The organism is Photorhabdus sp. CRCIA-P01, assembly GCF_003545805.1.
Taxonomy (GTDB): domain Bacteria; phylum Pseudomonadota; class Gammaproteobacteria; order Enterobacterales; family Enterobacteriaceae; genus Photorhabdus; species Photorhabdus antumapuensis.
Window position 1 is genome coordinate 79697 of record NZ_NMQR01000009.1, and the last position, 18596, is coordinate 98292.

General features: G+C 41.5%; 15 protein-coding genes. 12 read left to right on the top strand and 3 right to left on the bottom strand.

The genetic code is table 11. From position 1 onward, the window contains the following. Nucleotides 1–268: 268 nt before the first annotated feature. Together sucC and sucD are read left to right on the top strand one after the other, a co-directional pair. Nucleotides 269–1435: an ADP-forming succinate--CoA ligase subunit beta gene (gene sucC / locus D3222_RS08235; protein WP_118985725.1), complete on the top strand. Its 1167-nt coding sequence runs from the start codon at nt 269–271 to the stop codon at nt 1433–1435. Between the two features lie 3 nt (nt 1436–1438). Continuing rightward, entirely contained in the window at nt 1439–2314 is an 876-nt protein-coding gene (sucD, locus tag D3222_RS08240; RefSeq protein ID WP_118985726.1) for a succinate--CoA ligase subunit alpha, read from the top strand. A gap of 65 nt (nt 2315–2379) precedes the next feature. Here the strand turns inward: sucD and D3222_RS08245 are convergent, their stop codons facing one another. Continuing rightward, nucleotides 2380–4191, bottom strand: a complete 1812-nt coding sequence (locus tag D3222_RS08245) for a Hint domain-containing protein (protein WP_118985727.1) — start codon at nt 4189–4191, stop codon at nt 2380–2382. Between the two features lie 685 nt (nt 4192–4876). Here D3222_RS08245 and D3222_RS08250 point away from each other — a divergent pair. Further along, nucleotides 4877–5914 carry an IS5 family transposase gene (locus D3222_RS08250; RefSeq protein ID WP_118985763.1) on the top strand — a complete coding sequence of 346 codons (1038 nt, stop codon included), beginning with the start codon at nt 4877–4879 and terminating at the stop codon, nt 5912–5914. A 319-nt stretch (nt 5915–6233) separates the two neighbouring features. Here D3222_RS08250 and D3222_RS08255 read toward each other — a convergent pair whose 3' ends face one another. Then, nucleotides 6234–8006, bottom strand: a complete 1773-nt coding sequence (locus D3222_RS08255; protein ID WP_118985728.1) for a Hint domain-containing protein — start codon at nt 8004–8006, stop codon at nt 6234–6236. A 670-nt stretch (nt 8007–8676) separates the two neighbouring features. Then, complete coding sequence (locus D3222_RS08260) at nt 8677–10203, bottom strand: phage tail fiber protein (RefSeq protein ID WP_232832448.1); 1527 nt, start codon at nt 10201–10203, stop codon at nt 8677–8679. A 1055-nt stretch (nt 10204–11258) separates the two neighbouring features. On the opposite strand from D3222_RS08260, the gene cydA reads away from it, so the two are divergent. The 9 genes from cydA (at nt 11259) to tolB (ending at nt 18586) form a co-directional block, all read left to right on the top strand. Beyond that, the gene (cydA, locus tag D3222_RS08270) at nt 11259–12827 is read left to right on the top strand and encodes a cytochrome ubiquinol oxidase subunit I (protein ID WP_118985729.1); all 1569 of its coding nucleotides are present in this window, start codon (nt 11259–11261) and stop codon (nt 12825–12827) included. A gap of 14 nt (nt 12828–12841) precedes the next feature. Continuing rightward, nucleotides 12842–13981 carry a cytochrome d ubiquinol oxidase subunit II gene (gene cydB, locus D3222_RS08275; RefSeq protein ID WP_118985730.1) on the top strand — a complete coding sequence of 380 codons (1140 nt, stop codon included), beginning with the start codon at nt 12842–12844 and terminating at the stop codon, nt 13979–13981. Between the two features lie 12 nt (nt 13982–13993). Beyond that, a complete protein-coding gene (cydX, locus tag D3222_RS08280; protein ID WP_021325053.1) occupies nt 13994–14110 on the top strand; it encodes a cytochrome bd-I oxidase subunit CydX in 117 nt (38 codons plus the stop codon). Next, nucleotides 14110–14400, top strand: coding sequence for a cyd operon protein YbgE (ybgE, locus tag D3222_RS08285; protein ID WP_118985731.1), 291 nt, complete (start codon nt 14110–14112; stop codon nt 14398–14400). Before cydX ends, ybgE begins: the two co-directional genes overlap by 1 nt. Nucleotides 14401–14512: 112 nt before the next feature. Next, nucleotides 14513–14917 (top strand): tol-pal system-associated acyl-CoA thioesterase, encoded by a 405-nt coding sequence (gene ybgC / locus D3222_RS08290; protein WP_118985732.1) that lies wholly within the window; start codon nt 14513–14515, stop codon nt 14915–14917. Continuing rightward, on the top strand, nt 14914–15609 hold the full coding sequence (tolQ, locus tag D3222_RS08295) for a Tol-Pal system protein TolQ (RefSeq protein ID WP_118985733.1): 696 nt from the start codon (nt 14914–14916) through the stop codon (nt 15607–15609). Before ybgC ends, tolQ begins: the two co-directional genes overlap by 4 nt. A gap of 14 nt (nt 15610–15623) precedes the next feature. Further along, nucleotides 15624–16049 (top strand): colicin uptake protein TolR, encoded by a 426-nt coding sequence (tolR, locus tag D3222_RS08300; RefSeq protein ID WP_118985734.1) that lies wholly within the window; start codon nt 15624–15626, stop codon nt 16047–16049. Between the two features lie 45 nt (nt 16050–16094). Next, nucleotides 16095–17165, top strand: a complete 1071-nt coding sequence (gene tolA / locus D3222_RS08305; RefSeq protein WP_118985735.1) for a cell envelope integrity protein TolA — start codon at nt 16095–16097, stop codon at nt 17163–17165. Nucleotides 17166–17293: 128 nt separating this feature from the next. Further along, entirely contained in the window at nt 17294–18586 is a 1293-nt protein-coding gene (tolB, locus tag D3222_RS08310) for a Tol-Pal system beta propeller repeat protein TolB (RefSeq protein WP_118985736.1), read from the top strand. Nucleotides 18587–18596: the final 10 nt, after the last annotated feature.

The following is an 18596-nucleotide window of genomic DNA, read 5'->3' on the forward strand; positions in this document are numbered from 1 at the left end:
GGGCGGATACGCGCTAATATCTGCCCGGTCTGAAGTAAACAAATGTTTATACCCTATGGATTTCAAGATGCATCGAGACGGCAAGGGAGTGAATCCCCGGGAGCATAGCGAACTATGTGACCGGGGTGAGCGAGTGCAGCCAACAAAGAGGCAATTTGAAAGATAACGGGTACATGTACAGCCAGTCTTTGGACTGGCTATATCCAGAGCAACAAAAAAATTAAGAGAGCAATTTGCTCTTCTCAGACTAGATTATGGATAGAACATCATGAATTTACACGAGTATCAGGCAAAACAGCTTTTTGCACGGTATGGTTTACCCGCTCCGGCTGGTTATGCCTGCACGACACCGCGTGAAGCAGAAGAAGCTGCATCTAAAATCGGCTCTGGCCCTTGGGTGGTGAAGTGCCAGGTTCATGCTGGCGGTCGCGGTAAAGCGGGCGGCGTGAAAGTGGTTAACAGTAAAGAAGAAATTCGCGCTTTCGCAGAGCAGTGGTTAGGTAAACGTTTGGTTACTTACCAAACAGATGTGCAAGGGCAGCCTGTTCGTCAGATTTTAGTGGAAGCGGCAACTGATATTGCGAAGGAGCTGTATCTCGGTGCTGTGGTTGATCGTGGTACACGTCGTGTAGTGTTCATGGCTTCTACTGAAGGTGGTGTTGAAATTGAAAAAGTTGCGGAGGAGACACCGGAACTGATTCATAAAGCGATTATCGACCCGCTGATTGGTCCTATGCCTTATCAGGGGCGTGAACTGGCATTTAAATTAGGTTTAACCGGTAAACAAGTCAGCCAGTTCACTAAAATTTTCTTAGGGTTGGCAAATCTGTTCCTGGAGCGCGATCTGGCTCTGGTTGAAATTAACCCACTGGTTATTACTGCTCAAGGTGATTTGATTTGTTTGGATGGCAAATTGGGCGCTGATGGTAACGCACTGTTCCGTCAGGCTGAGTTGCGTGAAATGCATGACCCATCTCAGGAAGATCCTCGTGAAGCGCAGGCGGCACAGTGGGAGCTGAACTATGTTGCGCTGGATGGCAATATTGGTTGCATGGTAAACGGTGCAGGCTTGGCAATGGGAACGATGGATATCGTTAAATTGCACGGTGGTGCGCCAGCTAATTTCCTTGATGTAGGTGGTGGCGCAACCAAAGAGCGTGTTACAGAAGCGTTTAAGATCATTCTGTCAGATGAAAATGTGAAAGCGGTATTGGTTAACATCTTTGGTGGTATTGTTCGTTGTGACCTGATTGCTGACGGTATTATTGGTGCGGTGGAAGAAGTGGGTGTTCACGTACCGGTCGTAGTTCGTTTAGAAGGGAACAATGCTGAGCTGGGCGCGAAAAAACTGGCTGACAGTGGTTTAAATATCATTGCCGCAACCAGCTTGACAGATGCGGCTAAGCAAGCAGTAGCAGCAGTGGGGGCAAAATAAATAATGTCTATTTTAATTGATAAAAACACCAAAGTTATTTGTCAGGGTTTCACTGGCAGTCAAGGTACTTTCCATTCAGAGCAAGCCATTGCTTACGGTACCCAAATGGTGGGTGGGGTAACGCCGGGTAAAGGCGGTACTGAGCACCTAGGGTTACCTGTTTTCAATACCGTTCGCGAAGCGGTAGAAGCGACAGGGGCAACAGCTTCTGTTATCTATGTTCCCGCGCCATTTTGTAAAGATTCTATTCTGGAAGCGATCGACGCTGGTATTAAACTGATCATCACGATTACGGAAGGTATCCCGACTCTGGATATGCTGGCGGTTAAAGTGAAACTGGATGAAGCCGGTGTGCGTATGATCGGCCCTAACTGTCCGGGGGTCATTACGCCAGGTGAATGTAAGATCGGCATTATGCCGGGCCACATTCATCAAGCAGGTAAAGTTGGCATCGTTTCCCGCTCAGGCACACTGACTTATGAAGCGGTAAAACAGACGACTGATGCCGGTTTAGGGCAATCTACTTGTGTTGGTATCGGCGGCGACCCTATCCCCGGTTCTAACTTCATTGATATCCTGAAATTGTTCCAGCAAGATCCACAAACAGAAGCCATCGTAATGATTGGTGAAATTGGTGGTAATGCGGAAGAAGAAGCGGCGGCTTATATTAAACAGCACGTCACTAAGCCAGTTGTTGGCTACATCGCAGGTGTGACTGCGCCGAAAGGTAAGCGTATGGGACATGCTGGCGCCATCATCGCAGGTGGTAAAGGAACGGCGGACGAAAAATTTGCTGCTCTGGAAGCGGCTGGTGTGAAGACTGTTCGTAGCTTGGCAGACATTGGTGATGCGGTGAAAGATTTACTTGCTGGCAAGTAAGCGTTAATAAGAGATGCTTATCTATGAGGCCACTATGAAGTGGCCTCAGACCGTTAAAAAGCTGGTTAATTTGATATCGACACTTTTCTTTGCAGGTTATTATCACCGACCAGAATGCCACCGGCAAAAAGCACAGCGTCTTCAGGTAATAATTCATGTTGGCTATCTGTCTTTTCTAAGACAAAATTATACACGTTTGATGGTTCCGATTTTCTCTGTTTAACTGAATTAAGGGTAGTTTGACCATCACGTGTATGTATTGTATCACCGTCCTTAAGGTCTTCGGCTTTGACTATTCCTCGTAATGTTGAGACAGGATGTGTTGGGGTCAATGAAACCTGTTCACCATTATTGTAAATTAAATCAATAAATTCAGTATCGTGACCTACAATACGGCTTTTTACTTGTAAGATTCCTCCTTGCTTTGTTAAAACTTTATCGCCTGGGCGTATATTTTCGACTTTCCACTTCGAACCATCAGCCATATCTATTAATGTTCCTTCAGCAATACAACCATATTGGATTTGAATGGGTGGATAAATGAGTTGTGACGCGCTCTTCTTACTACCGGGGTTATTGGTATAAGAAAACAGCACAGGAAATGCGTTATCACCTTGCTCTGTTACAATAGTAGCTTGTAGGTCTAGTATATATCTTTCGTTATTTTTCCAGCATATTGGTCCAAAATCAGCGTAACCTGTGTTTTTAGAAAATTCCCATGATAAATTTATATTATTGCCTTTGAGACGATCATTATTGACTTTTTTATGTTTCCAAAATGTATCTTCATTTATATCTCTTGCTAATTTACATGCGCCGCCAGTATCGAGACCGACCAGTGTCAGATCTATCGCGGGTGAAATCCCTTGAGCTGCTTTAGGTTTCCTATTTTTATCAATGGCGATAGGGTTCTTAAATGTAACATTACCTATTATTTCCAGTTTGATTGTTGACTGATCATTTGGCTTACCTGGAGACGTAGGACCGTAATCACATTCACTAGGAGCTCCTGGTTCAGGGTTTGCTCTATTTAAGCAAACGATTATCGGTTTTTCGTTCTCGTTCTCTGGTGATGGTGATGGTGATGGTGAATTATTTACATAAGTTGGCGCTTTGTTTTCCATACTTTGAGGAAAAAAGTTGCTAAAAGAATTTTCAAGGTCTTGCAGCGGCAGTGACTTCTCTACTATTGGTGCGTTATTGAGTGGTATCCCATTTATTTCCCCTTGGAACAAAGAAATAGCTTGATACGTATTACCATGTTGTCCAGAGGTAGCAAAATTATATTCAGGGGTGGATAGTACAAAGTTCCGTACCCCATCATTCTTTGTACTTTCTTGTACGGATACATGTAGTGTTTTAACATCCTGGTTGTCAGAGCTAATAATTGAGAGGCCGCCCTGTAACTTTGCCTTTTCAGCGTTATTTTCAATTGTATTGCTGTTTGAAATATTAGAACCAGGAAAATATAGGGAAGCAAAAACAGTAGCTGAAATTGATTTGTTATTTTCGGAAAATACTATTCTAGGATGACTAATATAATTTTTTGGCTTTGTAACCGAATCTTGTATTTCAAGCCGTTGTCCATTTTTAAGTAATGCATTTTGGTGTATTTTCATAGTTTCGATATCTTCAAAAATATCAGGATGTGTCTGTTCTGTAATATTATGGGATTTTAATAATGCGATATATCCTTTCTCGTTTTGTGGTTGAGTTAAATCGATCAATGTGGGTTTATTAGGTTCAAGACTATTTAAAAGCTGAGATATAGCCTGGCTTTCTTCGGCAGATAACTTAATTTGGGTATCAGCAAAGCATGATATTATGGGGAAAAATAGCATGATGAAAAAAACAAGTGCTCTGTTGTATAGAGTCATAATTTTATCCTGTGAAATAATATAGGTTTTGTAAGGAATTAATTACATATACTTTATTTTTTAGTCAAAATAATATTAGCGCATTATTGTTTTAAACTGACAATTTATTAATTTAATTTGGAAATTATGAGTAAGATGAGTAGTAAAGATGCCTACTATATCAACTAACCGCCTTTCTGAAAAATTACACTTATTAGTCGAATCCGCCATATATATAATTAATAGTTCTTTGTAAAAGATTGTCAAGTTTTTCATGTCAGATTGTTAACAAATACCACTATTTTTCTCGTGGGACTCTTTATTTCACTTTATTAAGTGCTATTGCAGTATTCTTCTAGCTTTCATTTTAGAGAAAACCGGTTGACGTTGTAGGGCAAAAAGAAGTGCGCCCGGTAAAGGAGACGATAGAACAGAGTCTTGCGGATGCAAAGCCGCATCATAGTCACCGTTATGCTCTTTTCCTAAGCTTGCTGAAAGTACAGATACTGTGTCTGTTAGCAGTAATAGCCAGAAATACCAAGAAGAGAGCGTTACGGGTCGCGACGTTTTATGGTTTTTACCTCTGGATATAGAAGGTTATTTGGTGCAATAGGGATACAATAGGGAACCTCTAAAAACTTTTCATAGCCACCAAAATTGAGTAAAATACAGACACAATACCTCCCTGCAAGGTAACGCCATCATGATACCGCCTCGTTCTGCGTTAAAAAAAGACAAGCTGGCATCCGAATATCACCGTCGAAAAATCGATGAATTAGGTGATCCACTGCTTGTCCTTGATAAGTATGTTGATTTCTCGGCACTGGCTGACACCATAGACCGTGTCGTGCCACGGATTATTTCTCCCAAAGGCGGACGACCGCCATTCCCGACTGAGGTGATGGTTCGCATCATTATCCTGAAACATTTCCATAATCTTTCCGATGAAAAGATGGAATATCAATTGTTTGACCGAATGAGCTGGCAACGTTTTTGTCGCCTGACCGATGTCATTAATATTCCCGACCGTAACACGATTTGGGGTTTCGAAAAACGGATTGGCCTGGAAGGTGCCAAGGCATTGTTTGACGAGGCGAAGCATCAACTTTCGGCACAGGGATTCATTCCTCGAGGCGGACAACTCATTGATGCCACGTTGATCCCGGTTCCTAAGCAGCACAATAAGAAAGAAGAGAATGAACAAATCCGTCAGGGTAAAACCCCTGATGACTGGACGAAGAATAAACGATGCCAGAAAGATACGGATGCAACCTGGACGAAGAAACACGGTAAAAGTTATTTTGGCTACAAACTGACCATTAATGTCGATGCAAAATATAAAGTGATCCGTCACATAGCGACAGGAACCGCCGCTGTCCATGATAGCCTGTTTTTTGAAGCCGTTTTGGATCGGTCAAATACAAGCCGGGACATTTATGCGGATAAAGGGTATGCCAGTCAGATGCGTGAACGTGCGCTGAAGGAACAGGGCTATCGGGTCCATATTCAGAGAAAAGCGTCACGCAACAAGCCCTTATCAGACTGCCAGAAAGGACGAAATAAGAAAATAGCGAAACCCCGGGCACGGGTAGAACATATCTTTGGCTCATTCTCTCAGATGGGTGAAAAATTCATCCGAACGATAGGCCAGCTGCGAGCCAATTTTGCGATGACGCTGAAGGCCACCTGCTATGATTTGCCCCGTTTGGTTTATTTTAGAAAATCAGGTATTCATGCTTTTTAATCTCGGCATGTGATGAAAAAGCCATTAATTTATATTTTCCGCTGAAAAAGCAAGAAAAAGCCACACACAACAAGGTCAATTTTACGGCGAATGAGGGCAAAATTGACCTTATTTTTTGTATTGGGAGTTTTTAGAGGTTCCCAATAGTGTATCTGTAGGTGATCAAATTAACCTAAGGGAAAATGGAGTCAGAACATTTTTCATAATGGCTGTTTTTCGTTGGCTGGATTTTATTCTCAACCATAAAAATAATACAAATGCGTTACTTAGAAATTAGTGCTGACTAAAAAAGCCAGCACTTTGTTATTAATCTGAGAGATTAATTTGATATCGACACTTTTCTTTGCAGGTTATTATCACCGACCAAAATGCCACCGGCAAAAAGCACAGCATCTTCAGGTAATAATTCATTTTGGCTATCTGTCTTTTCTAAGACAAAATTATACACGTTTGATGGTTCTGATTTTCTCTGTTTAACTGAGGTAAGGGTAGTTTGGCCATCACGTGTATGTATTGTATCACCGATCTTAAGTTCATCGGTTTTGACTATTCCTCGTAATGTTGAGACAGGATGTGTTGGAGTCAGTGAAACCTGCTCACCATTATTGTAAATTAAATCAATAAATTCAGTATCGTGACCTACAATACGGCTTTTTACTTGTAAGATACCTCCTTGTTTTGTTAAAACTTTATCGCCTGGGCGGATATTTTCAACTTTCCACTTTGAACCATCAGCCATATCTATTAATGTGCCTTCTGCAATGCAACCATATTGGATTTGAATGGGTGGATAAATAAATTGTGACTCGTTCTTCACATGACCGCGGTTATTGGTATAAGTAAATTGGCTAGAAAATGGAGTATCACCTTGAATTGTTGGAACAGTAACTTGTAGGTCTAGTACATATCTTTCGTTATTTTTCCAGCATATTGGTCCAAAATCAGCGTAACCTGTGTTTTTAGAAAAATCCCATGATAACTTTGTATTATTACCTCTGGCAGGATCATTATTGACTTCTGTATGTTTCCAAAATGTATCTTCATCTATATTTTTTGCTAATTTACATGCGCCGCCAGTATCAAGACCGATCAGTGTCAGATTTGCATGTGGTTTCATACCTTGAAATTCTGTAGGTTTTCCCTTTTCATCAATCGCGATAGGGTTCTTGAATGTAACATCACCTATTATTTCCAGCTTGATTGTTGGATTACCGGGTGATGTTGGACCATAATCGCATTGACTATCAGCTCCTGGTTCAGGGTTTGCTCTATTCAAGCAAACGATTACCGGTTTCGTTAATGGATTCTTTACGTGAGTTGGTGCTGTGTTATTCATCTTGTGAGGCTGAAAGTATTGAGCAATATCTTCAGGGTCTGTCAGTGTATTTGACCGAATGATTACTGGTCCGTTAGTGATAGATATCCCATTTCTTTTCCCTTGAAAAGTAGCAACAGGTTTAAGATTACTAAATTTTTCTAATTTAACAATATCATATTCTTTGGTGTCTATTAAAAGGTCCCTTGCATCCTCGTTTTTTACCGGTTTGTATGCGGAGCTGATTAAGTGTTTAAATTTTCCATTTTTTTTGTCTGTGCCATAAATTGTGACGCCACCCTGCAATGATACAGAGCTAACGTCAGTTTTAGTTGTATTACTGTTTAAAATATTAGAACCAGGAAAATATAGGGAACCAAGGACTTCAGCTGAAATTGATTTGGAGCCATCAGAAATTAATATTGTAGGCTGACCAAAATAATCTTCTGGCTTTGCATTTGAGCTTTTTATTTCAAGTAGTTCTCCACGTCTAAACATTGTCTTTTGGTTTGCTTTCATAATCTCGATATCTTTAAAAATATCAGGATTTTTTTGTTTTGTAATACCATGGGAATGTAATAATGCGATATATCCTTTCTCATTTTCCGATTTAGTTAAATCGATCAGTGTCGGTTTATTAGGTTCAATCTTCTCTAATAGTTGAGATATAGCCTGACTTTGCTCGTCAGATAACTTAATTTCGGTATCTGCAAAGCTGGATATTATCGGAGCAAACATCATGATGAAAAAAATAAATATTCTGTTATATAGAGTCATAATTTTATTCCATGAAGTAATAAATGGTTTATAAATAATAAATTACACATATTTTATGTGATATTCTCTGTATATAAATATAATATTAGAGTGTCACTATTCACTGAATCTTAAACTGATAGTGAATTAATGTTGTAATTTCATATTGAAAGTTATGAGTAAGGATAAAGATGCATAATAACTCCTCTTAGTTAGACAAATAGTTGTAAGAATATATATGTAACATTTTGGTATTACAGGATTAAATGGATACTAAATAAAGATGGTATTATAATTAATAGTCCTTTGTAAAAAATTGTCAAGTTTCTCATGTTAAATTGTTAACAAACCCCACTGTTTTTCTTGTAGGACTTTTTTAATTTCATTCATCAGAGAAGACGATGCCCGGTGGATATACAGGTAATAAAGTGCTATTAATAAAGACACTTTCCTTATATTTTTCACTGCTGCAAGTAGATACTGTATCTGTGCTTTCGACAGATCACGGAGCCGAGTATAATAATGACCATGATATTGTTTCGTATCGGCAAAGTTCCATTTTCATCCACAGGAACCTGAGATAAACTGGGCATCACATTGTTATATCATTCCTGACTGGCATGAAAAGAACTTCAGTTACTTATCTTGAAGTTCAAAAAAGTAAGATATGGGGCCATATGGCCCCGTGTTACTACAATTTATTGCCAGAAACGCTGATACTTTCTATTTCTTCCTGTAACTTCTTTCGTTTCAAGTTCCAGAGTGAATCTTCTGGCATTTGGACACGAATATCCAAACGACAATATTCGGGAATATCACATGGCTCCCCATCTTTGTAGAACACCTGTTTGCCATTGTCATCAACAGATTTGAGCCGCCAGTTCTGAAATTTCTCAGGTAAATGCGAATGTTGGCGGTGACAGACTTCAATGATAATAGAACCGTCAGGTTGGATATTATCATCAACAAAAATCAATTCAAGATTATTATTGTTTTGGGGAACAGAAATACCGCCATGCACACCCCAGGCGCCATCAGTGTTATAGCCTGAGATATTTGATATACGGTATATTCCTGTTTCTTCTTTCCTTACTTCTGCACCCTCTGATTCTTCGTTAGTTGAAAATGTGCCATCAGGATAGATTTCTATTATCGGAGAGGATATTTTTAGGTATCCATTAAAATCTGGTTTAGCATTAATATTGTCCCAAAATTTACGTGTAAGTTTATAATATTCATTTATATGATCTGTACGATATGTATCGCCAAAATGGGTAAAAATCAGCCTGTGGCTCCATACATCGTCTTCCTCTTCGCTTGATTTACCATTTATATTGCTAATTCTTAATTGAACGCCACCATTGCCACGTGGCAGCCCATATTTAGTCAGGAACAACGCGGAGGGGTTAAACCCGGAACAACCATTATGTAGATTTTCCAATCCATCTAGATCACCGTGTTTCATTGAATGTATTACATTATCTGTTGATATCGCTCCTACATCCTCAGCATTAATAGTAATATCCCCGGTTAATACTTTCCCATTTATTTTTCGGGTGTTGGGTACTTTCTCATTAATGTTTTCATGCAATGAATTTATTTCTTTCTGGACAAGCTTTTGCGTCGCTGCCAGCGTGTCATTATCGCCAGGATCATTTGTTAGTTGAACAACACCTTTTTGTGTTAACGAAGCACTGGGAAGATCTGTATCTGTTGATATCGCTCCTACATCCTCAGCATTAATAGTAATATCCCCGGTTAATACTTTTCCATTTATTTTTCGGGTATTGGGTACTTTCTCATTAATGTTTTCATGCAATGAATTTATTTCTTTCTGAACAAGCTTTTGCGTAGCTGCCAGCGTGTCATTATCGCCAATTTCATTTGTTAGTTGAACAATTCCCTTTTGGGTTAATGAGGCATTGGGAATTTTTGCTGTGGTGACTTTTTCTAACGCTTTATTTAACTGCACGGTGAGTTTATCTCTATCTCCATCATCCAGAACATCCTCACTAGATTGTGTCGCAATAAAATCAGCCACCACCGATGATATGGTTGACGATTGACGCAATACCTTATTTAACAAATGAATGTGAGGGTTGATGTCACCTGCTGGAATTCCCTTTTGCAAATGTTCATTAATTTCATACTTTTCTTGGCTCACTACATTAGCATCGTTGCCGAAAGAAAAAGATTTAAAATCATTTTTTTGATTCATAAATACTCCTTAAATAAAATAACATTATTTTATAATCAACATATTGAATTATTGAAAAATACTTCAATAATTCATATCAATTACAGTCTAGTTCAGTTAATTAATAATTAAATTCTCTTATGCCTTAAAGGATTAACTATTTTTAGTTAATTGGTGAAAATGAAAAATTCAATATTTGAAAGCTATTGTTTTCTCTCTATTTATTTTGTAAGCCATACTCAATAATATCTGTGTTACCTCGTAATCAATTTACAGTGAAAAGATTGATGAAGTAAAATTTCATGCAAATTTAATTTCGGAATAAATGACCAGAAAAAATAATTATTCATTTAATGAGTGTATATACACCAAACCTTAAGTTTCTCAAAAATTCCATTTAGGCCAGTTAATGTTTGGTGACTGGCGCGAACTTGGAAGTGTCAGTTTGTGGGCATCGGGATACTAAGTCATTATCCTCAGTTTGGTGAGGCTTGTCACAAGAGGAAATTTTAATGCTCGAACTGAGAGTCGTTATTCTATCTGAGTGACTGCCAAACGGGGGTGATCTCACTGCTAATGCAACGTTAATAACAATATTTTCTTAAGGATGAAAATATGAAGTTAATTTTAAAAGTCATTTTACAGCAATATGGAAATCAACAATTATCTAAAGAAACAAATAATTAACAATATGCCAACCAAAATGAAATAATAGACAAAACAGTTAACACTGACCAGAAAAAAATTATTAAAATCAAGTTATTACTATAGCATTATTTTTCTAATTTGCTTAAATTGATCCTGATCAATAAGTTCCCATTAAACAATAACCGCAATTATTGACCTATATTCAGAATTCTAATCTGAATCACGTAAAACCTATTTATTGTATGGGAATATAAGCGTACTATACTATTAGTCTAATTAGTTTTTAATTTACTTAGTAATGAGTTGTTATTTTAGAGGCATTTATTGCTGGTAGTTATAAGGTTTCCGTTTTAGAGCCTTGAATAGGTTCTTGTACGAAGCCAGGTTGCCGCAAGCCGATGCTTTCCTGCTAGGAGCAAGGAGTCAAGATGTTTGATATTGTCGAACTGTCACGATTACAGTTTGCCTTAACCGCGATGTATCACTTCCTATTCGTTCCGCTAACGCTTGGTATGGCGTTTCTGCTGGCGATCATGGAAACGGTATATGTGCTCTCCGGTAAACAAATTTATAAAGATATGACAAAATTCTGGGGCAAGTTATTTGGTATTAACTTTGCTCTGGGGGTTGCAACAGGGTTGACCATGGAGTTCCAGTTCGGGACTAACTGGTCATACTTTTCTCACTACGTCGGTGACATTTTCGGCGCGCCTCTGGCGATCGAAGGTCTGATGGCGTTCTTCCTAGAGTCCACATTCGTAGGCTTGTTTTTCTTCGGTTGGGATCGTCTCAGTAAAAAACAGCACTTGGCGGTAACCTGGCTGGTTGCTTTAGGCTCTAACTTCTCTGCACTTTGGATTCTGGTTGCTAATGGTTGGATGCAAAACCCGATTGCTTCTGATTTCAACTTTGAAACCATGCGTATGGAGATGGTAAGTTTTGCTGAACTGGTACTGAACCCGGTTGCTCAGGTGAAATTTGTTCATACCGTTGCAGCGGGCTATGTGACAGGGGCGATCTTCGTTCTTGGCGTCAGCTCTTACTACCTGCTTAAAGGTCGTGATATTCCATTTGCTAAACGTTCATTTGCGATTGCTTCAAGTTTTGGTATCGCGGCTGTGCTGTCTGTTATTGTGTTGGGTGATGAATCTGGTTACGAAATGGGCGATGTACAGAAAACTAAGCTGGCCGCCATCGAAGCTGAATGGGAAACCCAGCCACCGCCGGCAGCTTTTACACTGATAGGTATCCCAGATCAGGATAAAATGGAAAACAAATATGCCATTCAGATCCCTTATCTTATGGGGCTGATTGCTACCCGTTCTGTTGATACTCCGGTTATTGGTCTGCGCGATCTGATGGACCAGCATGAGCAGCGTATTCGTAATGGTATAAAGGCTTATCATCTGTTGGAAGAATTGCGTGCAGGTAACACAGACCCAACTGTTCGTACCGCATTCAATGAAAATAAACAAGATCTGGGTTATGGCATGTTGCTGAAACGTTATACCAGCAAAGTGACTGATGCCAGTGAAGAACAGATCAAAGCAGCCGCAAAAGATTCTATTCCTCGTGTTGCACCACTCTATTTTGCATTCCGTATCATGGTTGCAGCAGGTTTCCTGATGTTACTGTTGATCGGTCTGGCGTTTTGGAGTGTTATCCGTGGCCGCATTGGTAAACAAAAATGGTTACTACGTGCAGCACTGTACAGTATTCCATTGCCGTGGATTGCCATAGAATCAGGCTGGTTTGTGGCGGAATATGGTCGTCAACCGTGGGCAATTGGTGAAGTTCTGCCAACTGCGGTGGCGAGTTCAAATTTAGCCGCCGGCGATATCTTGTTCTCTATGGCGCTGATTTGTGGCCTTTATACCTTGTTCCTGATTGCGGAAATGTTTTTGATGTTCAAATTTGCCCGCCTTGGCCCAAGTAGCCTGAAAACGGGTCGTTACCATTTTGAACAGAAAACAACTTTAGCACCTGAAGCTCAGTAAACAGGAGTCCACTTATGTTTGATTATGAAGTACTACGGTTTATATGGTGGCTGCTGATTGGTGTGTTGCTAATCGGTTTCGCGGTAACTGATGGTTTTGACATGGGCGTGGGTGTCCTGTTACGCATCATTGGTAAAAACGATACTGAGCGTCGCATCATGATTAACTCAGTGGCGCCACACTGGGATGGTAACCAGGTTTGGCTGATCACCGCTGGTGGCGCATTGTTCGCAGCATGGCCGACGGTTTATGCCGCCGCGTTTTCTGGCTTTTATGTTGCCATGATCCTGGTGTTATCCGCGTTGTTTTTCCGTCCGGTGGGTTTTGACTACCGTTCCAAACTGGAAAGCCGTAAGTGGCGCAACATGTGGGATTGGGGGATATTTGTCGGTAGTTTTGTTCCGCCATTAGTTATCGGTGTCGCATTCGGTAATCTGTTACAAGGGGTGCCGTTCAACGTTGATTCTCAACTACGCCTGTTCTATAGCGGTTCGTTCTTCGGATTGCTAAATCCATACGGTTTATTGGCGGGTGTGATCAGCCTGATGATGATTGTGACTCAGGGGGCAACTTATCTGCAAATGCGTACTACCGGTGAACTGCGTCTGCGTTCCCGTGGCGCAACTTATCTCTGTGCGTTGGTGACAATGGTTGCTTTCCTGCTGGCGGGTGTATGGCTGATTTATGGTATTGATGGCTATATTGTGACTGGCGGCTTGGATACCATGGGGCAGTCTAACCCATTGCATAAAGAAGTTGCTCATCAGGCGGGCGCCTGGATGACCAATTTTAATCACTATCCGTGGTTGTGGGCGTTACCGACACTGGGTGTTGTTTCTCCTCTGCTGACGATATTGATGACCGGTATGAATCGGGCAGGATGGGCATTTCTGTTCTCTTCACTGACTATTGCTTGCATCATTCTGACCTGCGGTGTGACGATGTTCCCATTTGTTATGCCTTCAATCACTAATCCTAATGTCAGCCTGACGATGTGGGATGCGACTTCAAGCCTGATGACGTTGCGCGTCATGTTTGTGGTTGCACTGATTTTTGTCCCAATCATTCTGGGATACACCATTTGGTGTTACTACAAAATGTTTGGGCGTTTGGACAAAAGCTTTATTGAAGATAACAAACATTCACTGTACTAAGGAGCACAGAGCATGTGGTATTTTGCTTGGATTCTCGGAACGCTCTTGGCGTGTAGTTTCGCTATAATCGCTGCCTTAGCACTTGAGCATAATGAAGCGGAAAAAACCGCTGAAAATAGTGAGAAATAATGTTGATAGATAAATGCTATCGGCTAATGGATAAGGGCCCTGTTCGGGGCCTTATCCTTATTATGGCATTAGTGTTTGCTGCTTGTGTATTCTGGGACCCTGCTCGTTTTGCGGCTAATACCAGTTCATTGCAGATTTGGCAAAGTATTTTGCTAATATGGTCTGTATGTACAGGCGTGACTTTTGGGGTGGGTTTTCAGCCAAGAAATATTGTTTGGCGTATCTTTTTTTCTCCTCTGCCGGCATTCTTGATTGTGATTTGGGGTTTGTATCATTTCTTTGTGCGTTAATTTTGCATGCTATGGGGCTTTTAACCCATAAATTTTTTATTTGCACATTATTCCAAAGCCTCATTGTCTTGAGTATAGTGGCAGCGTTAATTCGCCTTATGTAGGATTGAAAGTGAGTAATACGTTGTTCCGGTGGCCGATCCGTATTTATTACGAAGATACAGATGTAAGTGGGATAGTTTATAACGGTCGTTATGTCGTCTTTTATGAAAGAGCACGTACTGAGATGTTACGTCAACATGGAATTCATCAACAGCGTTTACTTGATGAACAAATTGCATTTGTTGTTCGGCGTATGGTGGTTGATTACCGTGCCCCGGCCCGGCTTGATGATATGTTGGAGGTGCAGAGCGAAATTACCGATATTCGTAGAGCGTCTTTGACATTTACTCAACGCATTGTTGATGGTAATGGAACAATTCTTAACAGCGCAGAAGTTTTAATTGCCTGCGTGAATACATCTCAAATGAAGCCGATTGCGCTTCCAAAGTCTATTGTCGCGGAGTTTAAGCAGTGACTGACATGAACATTCTTGATTTATTCCTGAAGGCGGGCCTTTTGGTGCAGCTGATCATGCTTATTTTGATCTGCTTTTCCGTTGCTTCATGGGCGATCATTATTCAAAGGACCAAAATTCTCAATGCAGCAACTCGTGAGGCGGAAGCATTTGAAGACAAATTCTGGTCGGGTATTGAATTATCACGCTTGTATAAGGAAAGTCAGTCGCGTCGAGATTCTTTAGGTGGAACGGAACAAATTTTTTATTCTGGGTTCAAAGAATTTGCCCGTTTGCGCCATGCAAATAACCATGCTCCAGAAGCGGTGGTAACAGGGGCCACACGTGCAATGCGCATCTCAATGAATCGCGAATTGGAATCGTTGGAAAGCCATATTCCATTCTTGGGCACGGTTGGTTCAATTAGCCCATATATCGGTCTGTTTGGTACCGTTTGGGGGATTATGCATGCATTTATCGCGTTAGGCGCGGTAAAACAGGCTACTCTCCAGATGGTGGCGCCGGGTATTGCAGAAGCGTTGATTGCAACGGCGATTGGTCTGTTTGCGGCGATTCCGGCAGTTATGGCATACAACCGCTTGAATCAGCGTGTTAATAAGCTGGAGCAAAATTACGATAACTTTATGGAAGAGTTTCTGGCTATTTTGCATCGTCAGGCTTTCGCTGCTGAAAATAAAGCAGAGAACAAATAGTAAGGGGGGAAGCTATGGCACGCACTCGTAGTCGCAAGCGTGAGCTGAAATCCGAAATCAATATCGTTCCCTTACTGGACGTATTGTTGGTTCTGTTGCTGATTTTTATGGCAACAGCCCCGATTATCACTCAGAGCGTAGAAGTTGATCTGCCGGATGCGGTAGATTCTAAAACGGTTTCCAACTCCGACAATCCACCGGTAATCGTGGAGGTTTCAGGTGTTGGTCAGTACACCATGATAATTAACCATGAACGATTGGAATTATTGCCTGAGCCGCAGATTATTGCGGAAGCGCAGGCACGAATAAAAGAGAATCCAAAAACTGTTTTCTTGATTGGTGGTTCGAAGGAAGTGCCTTACGATGAGATTATTAAGGCACTCAACATGCTGCATCAGGCAGGTGTGAAATCCGTTGGTTTAATGACTCAGGCTATCTGAGTTTAGCCGGCAGTTGCTGTTATTTGAAAATCTTGGATATCGAGCGTGGGAAAGACAAACGGGCAAAACAATAAATTAAATCGCGCTGTTATCGTTTCGGTTGTGTTGCATATTATTTTGATTGGGTTACTTATTTGGGGGTCCCTGACACGAAAAACTGAGATGGGTGGCGGTGGTCAGGATGGTTCTGTTATTGATGCTGTTATGGTCGATCCGAATGTGGTAGTACAACAGTACAATCAACACCAGCAACAGCAAGCTGACGCTAAACGTGCAGAACAGTTACGTAACAAGAAAGCGGAGCAGCAAGCAGCCGAATTGAGAGAAAAACAGGCTGAAGAGCAGGAACGTTTAAAAGCGGTGGAAGAAGAGCGAATTAAAGTGCAACAGGCTGCGGAAGAACAGAAAAAGCAAGCCGAGGAAGCCGCGAAAAAGGCCCGTGAAGAGCAAAAATTGGCAGAAGAAGCGGCAGCTAAAGCCAAAGCTGAAAAAGAAAGATTGATTAGAGAGCAGGCTGAGGCACAGAAAAAAGCAGAAGCCGAAGCTAAAAAAGAAGCTGAAGCCTCTGCTGCTAAACAAAAGGCCACAGAAGAAGCGAAAGCTAAAGCGGAGGCTGAAGCAAAAGCCAAGGCTAAAGCTGAATTGGATGCTAAAGCCAAAGCGGAAGCAGATGCAAAAGCTAAAGCCAAGGCCGAAGCTGATGCCAAGAAAAAAGCTGCTGCACAAGCGGCCAAACAGGAAAATGAAGTTGATGATTTACTCGGTGGTTTAACCTCTAATGCACCAAAACAGCAGGGAGGGGCTTCTGCCGCCGGTAAAGGTGGTGGTAAGAAAAGTGGAGCTTCAAATGCCGATATTAATAACTATCTAGGGCAGATCCAGATAGCGATACAGAATAAGTTTTACGATGCGGACATGTATCGTGGACGTACCTGTATATTACGGATTAAACTTGCTCCTGATGGCTTGTTAATTGATGTAAAACCAGAAGGGGGCGATCAGGCGTTGTGTCAGGCTGCGGTAGCGGCGGCTAAACAAGCGAAAATACCGAAGCCACCAAGCAAGGAGGTTTACGAAGTGTTTAAAAATGCTCCACTTGATTTCAAACCACAATAAAATTGTTATTGAGAAGTTATTAATAACAAACAAAACCATTCAATGTTATTAAGCTATCTAGTTTTGTTTGTTGACGTTTGTTAATATTCTGCGAATTATTGCGTTCCATCGTGATAAGGGAGAGATTAATGAGGCAGGCTTTTAAAGTAGTGTTAGGCATTTTAATGTTGTGGGCCACAGTTGTTCACGCAGAAGTTCGTATTGAGATCACCCAAGGCGTCGATTCTGCACGTCCTATTGGTGTTGTGCCATTTAAATGGACTGGCGCGGGCAATGCACCTGAAGAGATAGGGGCGATTGTTGGGGCCGATCTTCGCAACAGTGGTAAATTTAACCCTATTGATATCAGCCGTATGCCACAGCAACCAACGACGGCATCTGAGGTGACACCTGCTGCGTGGTCGGCGTTGGGGATTGATGCTGTTGTTGTTGGGCAGATTCAACCTAGTGCGGATGGTGGTTTTTTAATCTCTTATCAGTTGGTTGATACTTCGAGTGCTCCGGGCACGGTACTTGCTCAGGATCAGTTTAAAGTGACCAAACAGTGGTTGCGTTATGCTGCACATACAGCCAGTGATCAAGTATTTGAAAAACTGACGGGCATCAAAGGCGCATTCCGTACTCGTCTGGCTTATATTGTCAAAACCAATGGCGGTAAGTATCCATATGAACTGCGTGTATCTGATTACGATGGTTACAACCAGTTCACTGTTCACCGTTCGCCAGAACCGTTGATGTCACCGGCATGGTCTTCTGATGGCGCCAAACTGGCTTATGTGACTTTTGAGAGTGGCCGTTCTGCTTTGGTTATTCAAACCTTGGCGAGTGGTGAAGTACGTCAGGTTGCTTCTTTCCCGCGTCATAATGGTGCACCTGCATTTTCCCCTGATGGCAGCAAATTGGCATTTGCTCTATCTAAATCGGGTAGTTTGAATCTTTACGTGATGGATTTGGGTTCAGCTCAGATTCGTCAGGTTACAGATGGCCGCAGTAATAATACTGAGCCAAGTTGGATGCCAGATAACCAGACTTTGGTTTATACCTCTGATCAGGGTGGCCGTCCACAGTTATACAAAATCGATATTAATGGCGGTGCTCCGCAACGTCTCACTTGGGAAGGCACACAAAACCAGGATGCTGATGTAAGCGCAGATGGTAATTTTGTGGTGATGGTCAGCTCAGAGAGTGGGAAGCAGCACATTGCTAAACAAGATCTGGCAACGGGAGCCGTTCAAACTTTGACGGATACGTTCCTGGATGAAACGCCGAGTATCGCACCTAACGGCACTATGGTGATTTATAGCTCCACCCAAGGGTTGGGGACTGTATTGCAGCTAGTTTCGACTGACGGGCGTTTCAAAGCGCGTCTTCCGGCAACCGATGGACAGGTAAAATTTCCTGCCTGGTCGCCGTATCTGTGATGCATAATAA

Coding starts and splice junctions, on each gene's coding strand:
- sucC (WP_118985725.1), top strand. CDS start 269: ATGAATTTACACGAGTATCAGGCAAAACAGCTTTTTGCACGGTATGGT.
- sucD (WP_118985726.1), top strand. CDS start 1,439: ATGTCTATTTTAATTGATAAAAACACCAAAGTTATTTGTCAGGGTTTC.
- D3222_RS08245 (WP_118985727.1), bottom strand. CDS start 4,191: ATGACTCTATACAACAGAGCACTTGTTTTTTTCATCATGCTATTTTTC.
- D3222_RS08255 (WP_118985728.1), bottom strand. CDS start 8,006: ATGACTCTATATAACAGAATATTTATTTTTTTCATCATGATGTTTGCT.
- D3222_RS08260 (WP_232832448.1), bottom strand. CDS start 10,203: ATGAATCAAAAAAATGATTTTAAATCTTTTTCTTTCGGCAACGATGCT.
- cydA (WP_118985729.1), top strand. CDS start 11,259: ATGTTTGATATTGTCGAACTGTCACGATTACAGTTTGCCTTAACCGCG.
- cydB (WP_118985730.1), top strand. CDS start 12,842: ATGTTTGATTATGAAGTACTACGGTTTATATGGTGGCTGCTGATTGGT.
- cydX (WP_021325053.1), top strand. CDS start 13,994: ATGTGGTATTTTGCTTGGATTCTCGGAACGCTCTTGGCGTGTAGTTTC.
- ybgE (WP_118985731.1), top strand. CDS start 14,110: ATGTTGATAGATAAATGCTATCGGCTAATGGATAAGGGCCCTGTTCGG.
- tolR (WP_118985734.1), top strand. CDS start 15,624: ATGGCACGCACTCGTAGTCGCAAGCGTGAGCTGAAATCCGAAATCAAT.
- tolB (WP_118985736.1), top strand. CDS start 17,294: ATGAGGCAGGCTTTTAAAGTAGTGTTAGGCATTTTAATGTTGTGGGCC.